Source organism: Mycobacterium sp. NGS19 (assembly GCF_059813155.1).
In genome coordinates, this window is record NZ_JCALEB010000003.1 from 433,006 (window position 1) to 447,171 (window position 14,166).

Annotated in this window: 16 protein-coding genes and 1 pseudogene; all 17 read left to right on the top strand. The window is 66.5% G+C overall.

The window, feature by feature from the left end; all coding sequences use genetic code 11:
• Positions 1–125 precede the first annotated feature (125 nt).
• The 17 genes and pseudogenes from AC5Y4N_RS11945 (at position 126) to nuoF (ending at position 14,156) form a co-directional block, all read left to right on the top strand.
• Entirely contained in the window at positions 126–1,220 is a 1,095-nt protein-coding gene (locus AC5Y4N_RS11945; RefSeq protein WP_499907836.1) for a homogentisate 1,2-dioxygenase, read from the top strand.
• Entirely contained in the window at positions 1,217–2,407 is a 1,191-nt protein-coding gene (locus AC5Y4N_RS11950; protein WP_499907835.1) for an alpha/beta hydrolase family protein, read from the top strand. Before AC5Y4N_RS11945 ends, AC5Y4N_RS11950 begins: the two co-directional genes overlap by 4 nt.
• A complete protein-coding gene (locus tag AC5Y4N_RS11955; RefSeq protein ID WP_499907834.1) occupies positions 2,404–3,609 on the top strand; it encodes a CaiB/BaiF CoA transferase family protein in 1,206 nt (401 codons plus the stop codon). The genes AC5Y4N_RS11950 and AC5Y4N_RS11955 overlap by 4 nt, the downstream gene beginning before the upstream one ends.
• A complete protein-coding gene (locus tag AC5Y4N_RS11960; protein WP_499907833.1) occupies positions 3,606–4,517 on the top strand; it encodes a hydroxymethylglutaryl-CoA lyase in 912 nt (303 codons plus the stop codon). The genes AC5Y4N_RS11955 and AC5Y4N_RS11960 overlap by 4 nt, the downstream gene beginning before the upstream one ends.
• A 2-nt stretch (positions 4,518–4,519) precedes the next feature.
• Positions 4,520–5,128, top strand: a complete 609-nt coding sequence (locus tag AC5Y4N_RS11965; RefSeq protein WP_499908069.1) for a TetR/AcrR family transcriptional regulator — start codon at positions 4,520–4,522, stop codon at positions 5,126–5,128.
• 48 nt (positions 5,129–5,176) lie between these two features.
• On the top strand, positions 5,177–6,418 hold the full coding sequence (locus tag AC5Y4N_RS11970; RefSeq protein ID WP_499907832.1) for an acyl-CoA dehydrogenase family protein: 1,242 nt from the start codon (positions 5,177–5,179) through the stop codon (positions 6,416–6,418).
• A gap of 46 nt (positions 6,419–6,464) precedes the next feature.
• A complete protein-coding gene (locus AC5Y4N_RS11975; RefSeq protein ID WP_499907831.1) occupies positions 6,465–7,409 on the top strand; it encodes a phosphotransferase family protein in 945 nt (314 codons plus the stop codon).
• Positions 7,406–7,711: pseudogene (locus AC5Y4N_RS11980) on the top strand (DUF6285 domain-containing protein); the annotation flags it as partial. The gene AC5Y4N_RS11975 and the pseudogene AC5Y4N_RS11980, both read left to right, overlap by 4 nt.
• Positions 7,712–7,723: 12 nt before the next feature.
• Positions 7,724–8,089, top strand: a complete 366-nt coding sequence (locus tag AC5Y4N_RS11985; RefSeq protein WP_499908068.1) for a nuclear transport factor 2 family protein — start codon at positions 7,724–7,726, stop codon at positions 8,087–8,089.
• Positions 8,090–8,098: 9 nt separating this feature from the next.
• Positions 8,099–8,635, top strand: coding sequence for a YceI family protein (locus AC5Y4N_RS11990; RefSeq protein ID WP_499907830.1), 537 nt, complete (start codon positions 8,099–8,101; stop codon positions 8,633–8,635).
• Positions 8,636–8,645: 10 nt separating this feature from the next.
• Entirely contained in the window at positions 8,646–9,041 is a 396-nt protein-coding gene (locus AC5Y4N_RS11995; protein WP_499907829.1) for an Rv3143 family two-component system response regulator, read from the top strand.
• Between the two features lie 113 nt (positions 9,042–9,154).
• Positions 9,155–9,532 (top strand): NADH-quinone oxidoreductase subunit A, encoded by a 378-nt coding sequence (locus tag AC5Y4N_RS12000; protein WP_499907828.1) that lies wholly within the window; start codon positions 9,155–9,157, stop codon positions 9,530–9,532.
• A 9-nt stretch (positions 9,533–9,541) separates the two neighbouring features.
• Complete coding sequence (locus tag AC5Y4N_RS12005) at positions 9,542–10,108, top strand: NuoB/complex I 20 kDa subunit family protein (protein WP_499907827.1); 567 nt, start codon at positions 9,542–9,544, stop codon at positions 10,106–10,108.
• Positions 10,105–10,818 (top strand): NADH-quinone oxidoreductase subunit C, encoded by a 714-nt coding sequence (locus AC5Y4N_RS12010; RefSeq protein WP_499907826.1) that lies wholly within the window; start codon positions 10,105–10,107, stop codon positions 10,816–10,818. The genes AC5Y4N_RS12005 and AC5Y4N_RS12010 overlap by 4 nt, the downstream gene beginning before the upstream one ends.
• Positions 10,818–12,110 (top strand): NADH dehydrogenase (quinone) subunit D, encoded by a 1,293-nt coding sequence (nuoD, locus tag AC5Y4N_RS12015; RefSeq protein WP_499907825.1) that lies wholly within the window; start codon positions 10,818–10,820, stop codon positions 12,108–12,110. The genes AC5Y4N_RS12010 and nuoD overlap by 1 nt, the downstream gene beginning before the upstream one ends.
• A complete protein-coding gene (nuoE, locus tag AC5Y4N_RS12020) occupies positions 12,107–12,826 on the top strand; it encodes an NADH-quinone oxidoreductase subunit NuoE (protein ID WP_499907824.1) in 720 nt (239 codons plus the stop codon). Before nuoD ends, nuoE begins: the two co-directional genes overlap by 4 nt.
• A 1-nt stretch (position 12,827) precedes the next feature.
• Entirely contained in the window at positions 12,828–14,156 is a 1,329-nt protein-coding gene (gene nuoF / locus AC5Y4N_RS12025; RefSeq protein ID WP_499907823.1) for an NADH-quinone oxidoreductase subunit NuoF, read from the top strand.
• The last annotated feature ends 10 nt before the right edge of the window (positions 14,157–14,166 follow it).

Sequence of the window (14,166 nt, forward strand, 5' to 3'; positions counted from 1 at the left end):
CCTGTGCCGACAGTGCACTGCGCTTCGCGACACGCCGCCCGGAATGCGTCGAGACCTTGTGGCGGGCGGTAACAAAAAGTAAAGTCACTTTTAGTTTTGGTCCCGGCGATCCGAGGGAGCCGACGATGGAGTCGTTCGTCCACCTGCGCAAAGGCACCACGCCACGGCGCCTGCACGCAGACCTCGACGGGCTCAAGGACGACGAGCTGGGCCGCGGCGGGTTCACCGGCCGCACCGCGAACATGTACCGACGGCACGACCCCACCGCGTACCGCAGCGTGGGTCCGTTGCGGCCGGTCGACGTGCTTTCGACAGAGCTCAAGCCCAGCGACGCGACTGATGCCGCCGGCGGCCCGCTGCTGCTGTTCTCCAACCCCGATTGCCGGGTGTCGTTGAGCCGTCGCACCGAGGAGATGCCGTACTTCGTCCGCCACATCGACGGCGACCTTCTGTCGTTCGTGCACCGCGGCTCCGGGCTGCTGGAGACAGAGTTCGGCCCGATGCCCTACCGCGAGGGAGACTGGATCTATCTTCCGAAGGCGACGACGTGGCGTCAGGTGCCCGACGCTGAGACGACACTGCTGATGATCGAGGCCACCGACGAGTTCCGGGTGCCGTCGCCCGGTTACCTCGGCCGGCACTTCCCGTTCGACCCGTCACAGGTCACCATCCCCGACCCGGCACCGCTCGACGATGATGGACGCGACCAGTACGAAGTCCGGCTCGTGCACGATGGCGGCCCGACTTTGCTTTATTATCAACACAATCCGCTCGATGTCGTCGGGTGGCGCGGTGACAACTTTCCGTTCACGTTCAACATCGCCGACTACAACGTCGTCACCTCCGACAGCGTGCACCTGCCGCCGACCGTGCACCTGTTCATGCAAGCCACCGGCGTCTACGTGATGAACTTCCTGCCCAAGCCGGCCGAAAGCGTGCCGGGCACCGAGCGCACGCCGTGGTATCACCGCAACGTCGACTACGACGAAATCGCGTTCTTCCACGGCGGTGCGCTGTACGGCATCCCGATGCCGCCTGGCCTGATATCGCACGCGCCGCAGGGCGTTCACCACGGCGCACCGGAGAAGGCGCGAGAGCGGGCCCGGCGCAAATTCGACGACTTCGACCGCGTCGACTGGCAGGTCATCGCGATCGACACCCGCCGGCGTCTCACGCCATCCGACGAGGTGCTCGCACACGACCTCGGGCAGCACTCGTGACCACGTCCGTCAAGCACGACTACGACCGCATCCCGTATCTCGTTGCGTATCACAATGATTCGGGGGTGCGCGACGTCTACGGCGGCGTCGCCGAGCTCGTGGTGCTGGAAAGCTACCTGCTGCGGCCGAAGACCAAGCAGTCCGATACCGTGCTCGTCTTCATGCATCCGATCGGCGGGGGCGCCTACCTGCCGATGATCAACGCGCTCGCCCGCGCGGGCCATCACGTCATCTACTGCAACAGCCGGTTCCGGGGCACCGACTCCGCGCTGCTGATGGAGAAGGTGGTCCAGGATCTCGGCGAAGCCGTCAAGGATGCCAAGAACCGGCTCGGCTACTCGAAGGTGGTCCTTGCGGGCTGGAGCGGCGGCGGCTCGTTGTCGGTGTTCTATCAGCAGCAAGCTCAGCACCCGACGGTGACGGCCAGCCCCTCGGGCGACGGGCCCGACCTGACCAAGCTCGGGTTGATTCCCGCCGACGGGTTGATGTTGTTGGCCGCGCACGTCAGCCGCCACGGCACGCTGACCGAATGGCTCGACGCGTCGATCCTCGACGAGTCCGACCCCACCGAACGCGATCCCGAACTGGACCTGTACCACCCCGACAACCCGAATCAGCCGCCCTACACCCAGGAGTTCCTCGCCCGGTACCGGCAGGCGCAGATCGACCGCAATCGCCGAATCACGAAGTGGGTCAAGGGGAAACTGGCCGAGCTGAAGGCATCAGGTCGGCCCGACGACGAGTTCGCGTTCGTCGTCCACGGCACCATGGCCGACCCACGCTGGCTGGACCCGACGGTGGACCCGAACGAGCGCACGCCAGGCACCTGTTATCTGGGTGATCCGCAGTGGGTCAACAACTCCCCCGTCGGGCTGGCACGGTTCTGCACGCTGCGCAGCTGGCTGTCGCAATGGAGCTATGACGACGCCAACGGTGACGCCGTCAAATGCGGGCCGGACATTGCCGTTCCGACATTGGTGATCGGCAACCTCGCCGACGATGCCTGCACACCCAGCCACACCCACCGGCTCTTCGAAGCCATCGGCCACCCCGATAAGGAAATGCACGAGATTCCCGGTGCCAACCACTACTACGCGGGGCCGGACCAACGGGACACGCTGCGCAAGGCCGTCGGCATTTGCACTGATTGGCTGACTAGGCACGGCTTTTCGCTGGAGGTCGCATGAGCGTCGCCGGTCCGCTCGACGGCATTCGGGTGGTCGAGGTCGGCACGCTGATCTCGGGCCCGTTCGCCGGCCGGCTGCTTGGCGACCTCGGCGCCGAGGTGATCAAGATCGAGCCGCCGGGCCAGCCCGATCCGCTGCGTACGTGGGGGCAGGCCGAGTTGAACGGGCACCACTTCTTCTGGACGGTGCACGCGCGCAACAAGAAGGCGGTGACGCTGAACCTGCGTGGCGCCGCCGGCCGGGAGCTCTTCCTCGACCTCGTCGAGCGCTCCGACATCGTCGTCGAGAACTTTCGCCCCGGCACATTGGAGAAGTGGGAGCTGGGCTATGAGGCTCTGCGCGAACGCAACCGAGGCATCATCCTGGTGCGCGTCTCCGGCTACGGCCAGACCGGGCCCGAGGCGCACAAGGCCGGGTACGCGTCGGTCGCCGAGGCGGTGAGCGGGCTGCGGTACATGAACGGATTCCCCGGCGGCCCGCCGCCGCGGCTCGCGCTGTCGTTGGGTGACAGCTTGGCCGGCATGTTCGCCGTGCAAGGCGCCCTCGCGGCGCTGTACCGGCGAACCGTCACCGGTGAGGGACAGGTCGTCGACGCGGCGCTGACCGAATCCTGTTTGGCGATCCAGGAATCCACCATTCCCGACTACGACGTCGGTGGGATAGTGCGCGGACCGTCGGGCACCCGGTTGGAGGGCATCGCCCCGTCGAACATCTACCGCACGGCCGACGGCAGCTGGGTGGTGATCGCAGCCAATCAGGACACCGTGTTCCGGCGGCTGTGCGCAGCGATGGGCCGACCGGAGCTGGCCACCGACGACCGGTTCGCCGATCACGTTGCGCGTGGCCGCAATCAGGACGAGCTGGACAAGATCATCGCCGCCTGGGCCGCCGAGCGTCAGCCCGACGACATCATCTCGACGCTGTCAGATGCAGGAGTGATCAGCGGGCCGATCAACACGGTGGCCGAGGTTGTCGAGGATCCTCAGCTGCGTGCCCGCGGGATGATCGTCGAGCATTGGGACGAACGGGTGGAGCGGACGGTGCTCGGCCCCGGTGTGGTCCCCGTGCTGTCTGACACACCGGGCACCATCCGCAACGCCGGGCCCGCACGTCCCGGACAGCACAACGAGGACGTCTACATCGGACTGCTCGGCAAGACCGCCGACGACCTCGAAGCGCTGCACGCCGAGGGAGTGATATGAGCGAGCTACCCAGCCACGTCACGATTCGCGAGGTGTCGCTGCGCGACGGGCTACAGATCGAAGAGCCGATTCCGTTGAGCGCCAAGCTGGAACTGCTCGACGCCGTGGTGGCCGCCGGCGTGCGGGAAGTCGAGGCGACTGCGTTCGTATCGCCGTCGAAGGTGCCGGCGCTGGCCGACGCCGCCGAGCTGGCCGCCGAATTGGACCGGTACCGGGACTCGGCGGGCGTCGAGTTCTCCGCGCTGGTGGCGAGCCCGAACGGGGCGAAACGCGCGGTGGCCGCAGGGCTTCGGTCGATCGAGTACGTGGTGTCGGCGTCCGACGGGCACAGCCGTGCCAACGTCGGCCGGCTCAGCGCCGAAGCGACCGCCGCCATCTCCGACATCGTCTCCGTCGCGCACGACAGTGGGGCGTCGGTGGAAGTGATCGTCGCCTGCGCATGGGACTGCCCTTTCGACGGCCCCACTCCCCCGCGCCGCGTGCTCGACATCGTCGAGAAGGCATGCGACGACGGAGTCGACCGCCTGGCGCTGGCCGACACGATCGGCACCACCACGCCGCGCCGCACCGCCGACCTGTTCGCCGACGTACGTGCCGTCCTCGGCGACATTCCGCTCGGCGCGCACTTCCACAACACCCGCGGCGCGGGGCTCGCCAGCGCATACGCGGCGGTGCAAGCCGGTGTCACTCGTCTCGACGCCTCGGTCGGCGGGCTGGGCGGATGCCCGTTCGCGCCGGGCGCCAGCGGCAACATCGCCACCGAGGACCTTGTGTACTTGTTGCGCGACAGCGGAATTTCCGTGGACGTTGACCTCCCGGCCGCGATCGCCGCGGCGCGCGTCGCTTCACGTGTGGTCGGCCATGAGTTGCCGAGCGCGCTGTTGCGGGCCGGTGACCGGCTGCTGTGACGATGGCCGTCCAGACGCTGAGCTCGAAAGGGCGCCAGACGCGGGAGGCCCTGGCGCAGGCAGCGCGAAAGTTGTTCGCGGAGCGCGGCTTTCACGGGACTACGCTGGCTGACATCACGTCGGCGGCGGGGAAGTCGCCCGCGGTGTTCTACCGCTATTTCGACGACAAGGAAGACCTGCTGGCCGCTTTGGCGGAGTCTTTTCTACACGACGTGGTGCAGCCGTCGGGATTGTCCGTCTCGTTGCCGGAATCTCCGGACGACACCGAGTTCTTCACCACGGTCGTCACCGGCTACTGGAACATGTTCAAGCAGAACATCGGAATCATGATCGCGGTTGCCCAACTGGCCGCTACTCAGCAGCGGTTTGCCCACGTGCAGAACGAATTCCGCCGCTTCGGCATGGAGATCGTCGCCGCCTCCGTTCTGCGGGCGCAAGAACAGGGTTACGGTCGCGAGTTGAACGCGCAGTACGTCGCCGCAGCGATCGCGCTGCTGTTCGAGAACTTCACGACGGTGTTCGTCGCGTCGTCGGGTCTGGGGCAGATCAGCGACGCGGACGCGATCGCAACCCTGTCGACGATCTGGAAGAAGATGCTGTATGGCTTCTAGGCCGGCGGATCCGTCAACGACCGTAGTCTCGGCGCGAAAGGGGACATAGTGGATTTTGCTCTGCCCGAGCATCTTCCGGGGGTGCTCGACGAGATCGACGCGTTCATCGAGCGTGAAATCAAGCCGCTCGAGCGTGAGCACATGCAGTACTTCGACCAGCGCCGCGAATACGCCCGCACCGACTGGGAAAACGGCGGCATCCCGGCGCGGGCCTGGGAGGATCTGCTCGGCGAGATGCGACGGCGCGCCGACAAGGCCGGGTGGCTGCGCTACGGATTGCCGTCGTCGCTGGGTGGTCGTGACGGCAGCAACCTCGACATGGCGGTCATCCGAGAACATCTGGCGGCCAAGGGCCTTGGGCTGCACAACGACCTGCAGGACGAGTCGTCGATCGTCGGCAACTTCCCACAAGTGATCATGATGGAGCGGTTCGGCACCGACACGCAGCGCAAGCAGTGGTCGGAGGCGCTGATCACCGGCGAGCGCAGCTTCGCGTTCGGGCTCACCGAACCGGGACACGGCTCAGACGCCACCTGGCTGGAAACCCGGGCCGAACGCAGCGGCGACGGCTGGGTCATCAACGGCGCCAAGCGGTTCAACACCGGGGTGCACCGGGCGACACACGACCTGGTGTTCGCTCGCACATCGGGTGAACCAGGGCAGGCGGTGGGCATCACCGCGTTTCTCGTGCCGTGCGATGCGCCGGGCTTCGAGGTGCCGTACTACTGGTGGACGTTCAACATGCCGTCCGACCACGGCGAGGTCGAGCTGCATGACGTCCACGTGCCCGACGACGCGGTGCTCGGCGAGGTCGACCGCGGACTGGAGGTGGCGCAGACCTTCCTGCACGAGAACAGGATTCGCCAAGCCGCCAGCAGTCTGGGCGCTGCGCACTTCTGCATCGACCGGGCCGTCGAGTACGCCAAAGAACGCATGGTGTTCGGCAAGCCGCTGTCGGTGAACCAGGCGGTGCAGTGGCCCCTGGTCGAGTTGGCCACCGAGGCGCAGATGGTGCGGCTGCTGGTGTACTACGCGGCCTGGCACCTGGACCGCAATCACCATCTCGAGGTGTCGGACAAGGTGTCGATGGCCAACTACCGCGCGAACCGGCTGGTGTGCGAGGCCGCCGACCGGGCCATGCAGGTGTTCGGCGGTGTCGGCTACACCAGACACCAGCCGTTCGAGCACATCTATCGGCATCATCGCCGCTACCGCATCACCGAGGGATCCGAGGAAATCCAGATCCGCCGGGTGGCGCAGCGGCTGTTCAAGTTCGGCAAGCGCTCGTGACGCCGAGTGTGCGAATTCGTACCTGCAACTCGGCGGCGGGTCGCGTATGAAACCGCACACTCACGGGGTCGCTGACTGGTTGTCGGGCGTCCTCGAGCCAGTGCTCGGCGAGCCCGTCGTCGTCAGCAATCTGCGCGCGCTGACCGGCGGCGCCAGCCGGTCCACCTGGGCGTTCGAGGCCAACGGCCGGCGACTGATCCTGCGAACCGGTCCCCCGGACCATGTGCACGTCTCGATGGACACCGAAGCCCGGGTGCAACGGCTGGCCGCCGCGCAGGGCGCGCCGGTGCCGCACGTGCTGGTCGCCGACGCGACGTCGCTGGTCTGCGACTTCATCGACGGGGAGACGATCGCGCCGCGAATCCTGCGAAAGCTCGACGACGCCGCCCGATCACGGCTGCTGGAGCAATGCGCGCACGCGCTGGCCGCGATCCACCGCGTCGACCCGGCCAGCGTCGAGCTGCGCCGCGACGACCAGATGGCGCTGTGGCGGGCCCAGCTCGACGAGATGGGCGACACCACCGCCACTTTCGAGTGGACGCTGCGCTGGCTTTCCGCCAACCGCCCGCCGCCCTCGCCGCCGGTGATGGTGCACGGTGACTTCCGCATGGGCAACGTGATCGTCGACGACGACGGGCTGGCAGCGGTGCTCGACTGGGAGCTGGTCCACATCGGCGAAATCTATGAAGACCTCGCCTGGTTCTGCATTCGCGCCTGGCGGTTCGGAGCACCGCAGAGCCGCGCTGCCGGCGGCCTGGGCAGCGTGGAACGGTTCCTTTCCGCCTACGAGCGGGCCGGCGGGACTACCGTCGACCGCGTGGCGATGCGCTGGTGGCTGATCCGGGCCACGCTGTCGTGGGGCATCATCTGCCGATATCAGGCCGAGCGGCACCTGTCCGGGCATACCCGGTCGGTCGAGCTGGCCGCGATCGGCCGGCGGGTCTGCGAAACCGAGTGGGATCTGCTCGACTTGTTGGAGGCCACGGCATGAGCAGTGGCGCGACCACCCCGTTCGGCCGACCGACCGCGCCCGAGCTTCTCGCCGCGGTCGCCGATTTTCTCGACACCGACGTACGACGCGCAACCGACGGACCGGTCAACTTCCACGCCCGCGTCGCGGCGAACGTGGTGCGGATCGTCGAACGTGAACTCGGCAACGAAATCACTGGTGTCGACGAGCAGCAGCTCATCGACGCGATCCGCGCCGGTGAGTTCGACGAGCGGCCCGACGAGGTCGTCGCCGCTCTGCGCACCCTGGTCTTCAACCGGCTCGAGGTAGCCCACCCCGGTTACGCGCTCGCTTCGGTGGCCGACCGGTTGTTCTCGGCGATCGAGGCCGGCGACGTCGACGCGGTCGCGGCGCTGTGGTCCGACGACGTGACCGTATGGCATGCCGGCGACACCAGCCGCAGCGACAAGAAGCGCGGCGTGCGGGTGATCGACTGGTTCGTGGCCGCCACCGCCGAGCGGCATTACGACGTGCTCGACCGCCAGTTCTTCCCGGGCGGTTTCGTGCAGCAGCACGTGCTGCACGGCACCACACGCGCCGGCGCGCCCTACTCGCTGCGCGTCGGCATCATCTTCCGGGTCGGCCGCGACGGGCTGATCACCCGCATCGACGAGTACTTCGACCCGGCGGACCTTGCGCCGCTGCTGAACCAATCCGGGTAAGGAGGCGAAATGTCAACTGTCACAGAGCTATTGACGAGCCCAAAGGCCGTCGGCAGCTGGGAGCTCGACCAGAGCAGGTCGTCGTTCTCGTTCACGAACAAGACCCTCTGGGGTCTGGCCAAGGTCAACGGCAGGTTCACCGACTTCAGCGGCGAAGGCCGCGTCGACGCCGACGGAAACGTCTCCGGCCGGGTCACGATCAAGGCCGCGTCCGTCGTCACCGGAATCAAACGACGCGACAACCACCTGCGCTCGGCGGACTTCTTCGACGCCGAGCACCACCCGGACATCACCGTCACCGTCAGCGGCGTCGACCCCGCCGGCGACGACGAATTCGACGTACACGCGGAGCTGTCGATTCGCGGCAACACCGTCGCCCTTCCGCTGCGGGTGCGAGCTGAGCGCCTCGACGACGGCGCCGTCCGGCTGAGGACCACCACCACGGTCGAGCGAACACAGCTCGGTGTCAGCGGCAACATGCTCGGCATGATGCCCGATACCACCACGCTGTCGGCTGACGCGGTGTTCCGGAGCGCCGGAAGCTAGCATCCCCGTCGTGCCACTCGACTCGAATGCTCGCGTCCGCGTCTTGGTCTACAGCGACGACGCCAATGTGCGCGAACAGGTCAAGCTTGCGCTGGGCAAGCGCATCCACCCGGAGCTGCCGGAGTTGACCTACGTCGACGTGGCGACCGGTCCGATGGTGATCCGCCACATCGAAAACGGCGACATCGACCTGGCCATTCTCGATGGCGAAGCCACCCCGACTGGCGGAATGGGCATTGCCAAGCAGCTCAAAGACGAGGTCGACAATTGTCCGCCGATCGTTGTGCTGACCGGACGCCGCGACGACGCCTGGCTGGCCAAGTGGTCGCGCGCCGAGGCGGCGGTGCCACTGCCTATCGATCCCATTCAGCTGGCCGACGCGGTCGTGGGACTGCTCCGGGCCTGACGCTCTTACCCCTACTCGGCGGCCCCGCTGGCGCATGTTTAGGCTGTGGGGGAGGTCACTGACGGGCTCACAATCGGGCTACGTCACATGGCTGCGACGCATCAGGGAGCGAGTTGAACGTCTACGTCCCGATCTTGGTGTTGGGAGGGATCGCCGCCGCGTTCGCGGTGTTCTCGGTCTTCGTTGCGGTGCTGGCGGGGCCGCGCCGCTTCAACCGGGCCAAGTTGGCCGCTTACGAGTGCGGGATCGAGCCGACTCAGAAGTCCGTCAGCGGCCCGAATGCCGCGCCGGGTCAGCGGTTCCCGATCAAGTACTACCTGACCGCGATGCTGTTCATCATCTTCGACATCGAGATCGTGTTCTTGTACCCGTGGGCGGTGTCGTTCGACGCGCTGGGGGTGTTCGCGTTGGTGGAGATGGCGCTGTTCATGGCCACAGTGTTCGTGGCGTACGCCTACGTGTGGCGGCGCGGCGGGCTGACTTGGGAATAGGGGTCGTCGGTGGGTCTTGAAGAAAAGCTTCCCGGCGGAATTCTGCTGTCCACGGTGGAGAAGGTCGCCGGCTACGTGCGAGCCGGGTCGTTGTGGCCGGCGACGTTCGGGCTGGCGTGCTGCGCGATCGAGATGATGGCCACGGCCGGCCCGCGTTTCGACATCGCCAGATTCGGCATGGAGCGGTTCTCGGCCACACCGCGGCAGGCGGATCTGATGATCGTGGCCGGGCGGGTGAGCCAGAAGATGGCCCCGGTGCTGCGGCAGGTCTACGACCAGATGGCCGAGCCGAAATGGGTGCTGGCGATGGGGGTGTGCGCGTCGTCGGGCGGAATGTTCAACAACTACGCGATCGTCCAGGGCGTCGATCACGTGGTGCCGGTGGACATCTACCTCCCCGGCTGCCCGCCGCGCCCCGAGATGCTGTTGCACGCAATTCTCAAGCTGCACGCCAAGATCCAAGAGATGCCGCTGGGCGTACACCGCGAGGAAGCCATTCGCGAGGCAGAGGCCGCCGCACTGGCAGCAGCCAACCCGGCGCCCACCATGCTGCAGATCGGCGGGCTGCGCCGATGACCGACACCACGCCGACGCACACGTCCTCGGACGGTCCGCCGTTGACCTCGGGTGACCGTGAGGTCATCGAGGTGCGCCGGGGCATGTTCGGCATCAAAGGCACTGGCGACACGTCCGGGTATGGGCGGCTGGTGCGCGAGGTGGCGCTGCCGGGCAGCTCGCCGCGGCCCTACGGTGGCTACTTCGACGAGGTGGTCGACGCGCTGATCGAGGCGCTGGGCGACGAGACCTTCACCGCGGCCGTGGAGCGCGTTGTCGTGTATCGCAACGAGTTGACGCTGCACGTGCGCCGCGACCATCTGGTGGCGGTGGCGCAGACCCTGCGTGACGACCCCGCACTGCGCTTCGAGATGTGTCTGGGGGTATCCGGCGTGCACTATCCCGAGGAAGCCGGCCGTGAACTGCATGCGGTGTATCCGCTGATGTCGATCACCCATGGCCGCAGGATCCGGGTGGAAGTGGCCGTGCCCGACGCGAATCCCCACGTGCCGTCGCTGTTTTCGGTGTATCCGACCACCGACTGGCACGAACGGGAGACCTACGACTTCTTCGGGATCATCTTCGACGGTCATCCGTCGCTGACCCGCATCGAGATGCCCGACGACTGGGAAGGGCATCCGCAGCGCAAGGACTATCCCCTGGGCGGGGTGCCCGTCGAATACCACGGCGCCGAGATACCCCCTCCCGACGAGAGGAGGGCCTACAACTGATGAGCGACACCGTGGTCATGGTCGGCGGTCAAGACTGGGACGAAGTCGTCGCTGCCGCAAAGGAATCCGCTGCCGGCGAGCGGATCGTGGTCAACATGGGACCGCAGCACCCCTCCACTCACGGGGTGTTGCGGCTGGTGCTCGAGATCGAGGGCGAGACGATCACCGAAGCCCGTTGCGGCATCGGCTATCTGCACACCGGCATCGAGAAGAACCTCGAGTACCGCAACTGGACCCAGGGCGTCACGTTCGTCACCCGGATGGACTATTTGTCGCCGTTCTTCAACGAGACGGCGTACTGCCTGGGTGTGGAGAAGCTGCTCGGCATCACCGACGAGATCCCGGAACGCGCCAGCGTGATTCGGGTGATGCTGATGGAACTCAACCGCATCTCGTCGCATCTGGTTGCGCTGGCCACGGGCGGTATGGAGCTGGGCGCGATGTCGGCGATGTTCTACGGGTTCCGCGAACGCGAAGAAATACTGAAGGTGTTCGAGCTGATCACCGGCCTGCGAATGAACCATGCATTCATCCGGCCCGGCGGCTTGGCCGCGGACCTTCCCGACGATGCGATGCCAGCGCTGCGCAACCTGGTCAAATTGCTGCCAAAACGGTTGCGCGACATGGAGAATCTGCTCAAGGAGAACTACATCTGGAAGGCCCGCTGCCAGGGCGTCGGCTACCTCGACCTGACCGGGTGCATCGCACTGGGGATCACCGGGCCGGTGTTGCGTTCCACCGGGCTGCCGCACGACCTGCGTCGTTCCGACCCCTACTGCGGTTACGAGAACTACGAATTCGACGTGATCACCGACGACGGGTGTGATGCGTACGGCCGGTTTTTGATCCGCGTCAAGGAGATGACCGAGTCGATCAAGATCGTCGAGCAGTGCCTGGACAAACTCAAGCCAGGGCCAGTGATGATCGGCGACAAGAAGCTCGCGTGGCCCGCGGACCTCGAGCTGGGCCCCGACGGTCTGGGCAACTCCCCCGAGCACATCGCCAAGATCATGGGTAGCTCGATGGAGGCGCTGATCCACCACTTCAAGATCGTCACCGAAGGCATCCGCGTGCCGGCCGGCCAGGTGTACGTCGCGGTCGAATCGCCGCGCGGCGAGTTGGGGGTGCACATGGTTTCCGACGGCGGCACCCGCCCCTATCGCGTGCACTACCGCGACCCGTCGTTCACGAATCTGCAAGCGGTCGCGGCGATGTGCGAGGGTGGCATGGTGGCCGACGCGATATCGGCGGTGGCGTCGATCGACCCGGTCATGGGCGGGGTGGATAGGTGACGGTGTTCGTATCGCTGGGCCCCAAACCTGAAGAGCCGAGCCATCTTCGCGGCCGCGAGAACTACCCCGACGACGTGCGCGAGAGGTTGGCCGCCGACGCGGCGCAGATCATCGCGCGTTATCCGGTGCCGCGCTCAGCGCTGTTGCCGCTGCTGCATCTGGTACAGGCGGAGGACGGCTGCCTCACCCCCGCGGGTGTCGAGTTCTGCGCCGGTCAACTGGGTTTGACGGGGGCCGAGGTGACAGCCGTGGCCACGTTCTACTCGATGTACCGGCGCGACCCGACCGGCGACTACCTCGTCGGAGTCTGCACCAACACCCTGTGCGCGATCATGGGCGGTGACGCGATATTCGATGCCGTGCGTGAGCATTTGGACATCGGCAACGACCAGACAACCGGCGACGGCAAGATCACGCTGCAGCACATCGAATGCAACGCGGCCTGCGACTACGCCCCCGTCGTGATGGTCAACTGGGAATTTTTCGACAACCAGACGCCGGAGTCCGCGATCGAACTCGTCGACAAGCTGCGCGCCGGAGAGACCGTCACACCCAGTCGCGGTCTGCCACTGTGCACCTTCCGCGAAACGTCGCGTCTCCTTGCGGGTTTCAGCGACGACCGTCCCGACGACGGTCAGGGCGGCCCAGGCGCGGCGACGCTGGCCGGTCTGCGGGTCGCACACGAAATCGGCGCCGTCGATCGGGAGGACAGCTGAGATGGCCGGCGGCACACCGTTGACCCCTGTGCTGAGCCGATTCTGGGACCACCCCAAGTCCTGGACGCTGGAGACGTATCTCGACAACGACGGGTACAAGGCACTGGCCGCCGCGCTGAAGATGAGCCCGGAGGAAGTGTTGCAGACCGTCAAGGATTCCGGGCTGCGCGGCCGCGGGGGCGCCGGGTTCGGCACCGGCATGAAGTGGGGCTTCATCCCGCAGGATTCGACCGGCGCCGGCGCGAAGCCGCACTACCTGGTGATCAATGCCGACGAGTCGGAACCTGGGACGTGCAAGGACATCCCGCTGATGTTCACGACTCCGCACTTCCTGGTGGAGGGTGCTGTCATCGCCGCATACGCCATCCGCGCGTCGCATGCGTTCATCTACGTTCGCGGCGAAGTCGTTCCAGTGCTGCGCCGGTTGCGCGCGGCCGTCGCAGAGGCATATCAGGCCGGCTATGTGGGCCGCGACATCCTGGGCTCGGGCTTCGATGTGGAAATCGTCGTGCACGCCGGGGCCGGCGCATACATCTGCGGTGAGGAGACCGCACTGCTCGACTCGCTGGAGGGCCGTCGCGGCCAGCCCCGGCTGCGTCCGCCATTCCCGGCCGTGTCGGGCTTGTACGCCTGCCCGACCGTGGTCAACAACGTCGAATCGATCGCCAGTGTGCCGCCGATCATCCTCAACGGCGTCGACTGGTTCCGCTCGATGGGCAGCGACAAATCGCCTGGCTTCACGCTGTATTCACTGTCCGGGCATGTGACGCGCCCAGGCCAGTACGAGGCGCCGCTGGGCATCACGCTGCGCGAGCTGCTCGACTATGCGGGTGGTGTGCGCGCCGGTCACGAGCTGAAGTTCTGGACGCCGGGCGGCTCGTCGACACCGATCCTCACCGCCGAGCATCTGGACGTGCCACTGGATTACGAGGGCGTGGGCGCCGCGGGCTCGATGCTGGGCACCAAGGCATTGCAGATCTTCGACGAGACCACCTGTGTGGTGCGCGCGGTGCGTCGCTGGACACAGTTCTACGAGCACGAGTCCTGCGGCAAGTGCACGCCGTGCCGCGAGGGCACCTACTGGCTGGCGCAGATCTACGAGCGGCTGGAAACCGGAGCAGGCACCGCGGCCGATATCGAGAAGCTGCTGGACATTTCGGACACCATCTTCGGAAAGTCGTTCTGCGCGTTGGGCGATGGTGCGGCCAGTCCGATCACCTCGTCGATCAAGTACTTCCGTGACGAGTACGTCGCCCACGTTCAGCAGCAGGGGTGTCCGTTCGATCCGCGCGACTCCATGCTCGTCGCGCCGGAAGGGGCAGCGGTATGACGGCCAGCGG

Bases quoted from the DNA above. Each gene is read 5' to 3' on its own strand.
- AC5Y4N_RS11945 (WP_499907836.1), top strand. From the start codon at position 126: ATGGAGTCGTTCGTCCACCTGCGCAAAGGCACCACGCCACGGCGCCTG.
- AC5Y4N_RS11955 (WP_499907834.1), top strand. From the start codon at position 2,404: ATGAGCGTCGCCGGTCCGCTCGACGGCATTCGGGTGGTCGAGGTCGGC.
- AC5Y4N_RS11960 (WP_499907833.1), top strand. From the start codon at position 3,606: ATGAGCGAGCTACCCAGCCACGTCACGATTCGCGAGGTGTCGCTGCGC.
- AC5Y4N_RS11965 (WP_499908069.1), top strand. From the start codon at position 4,520: ATGGCCGTCCAGACGCTGAGCTCGAAAGGGCGCCAGACGCGGGAGGCC.
- AC5Y4N_RS11975 (WP_499907831.1), top strand. From the start codon at position 6,465: ATGAAACCGCACACTCACGGGGTCGCTGACTGGTTGTCGGGCGTCCTC.
- AC5Y4N_RS11990 (WP_499907830.1), top strand. From the start codon at position 8,099: ATGTCAACTGTCACAGAGCTATTGACGAGCCCAAAGGCCGTCGGCAGC.
- AC5Y4N_RS12010 (WP_499907826.1), top strand. From the start codon at position 10,105: ATGACCGACACCACGCCGACGCACACGTCCTCGGACGGTCCGCCGTTG.
- nuoD (WP_499907825.1), top strand. From the start codon at position 10,818: ATGAGCGACACCGTGGTCATGGTCGGCGGTCAAGACTGGGACGAAGTC.
- nuoF (WP_499907823.1), top strand. From the start codon at position 12,828: ATGGCCGGCGGCACACCGTTGACCCCTGTGCTGAGCCGATTCTGGGAC.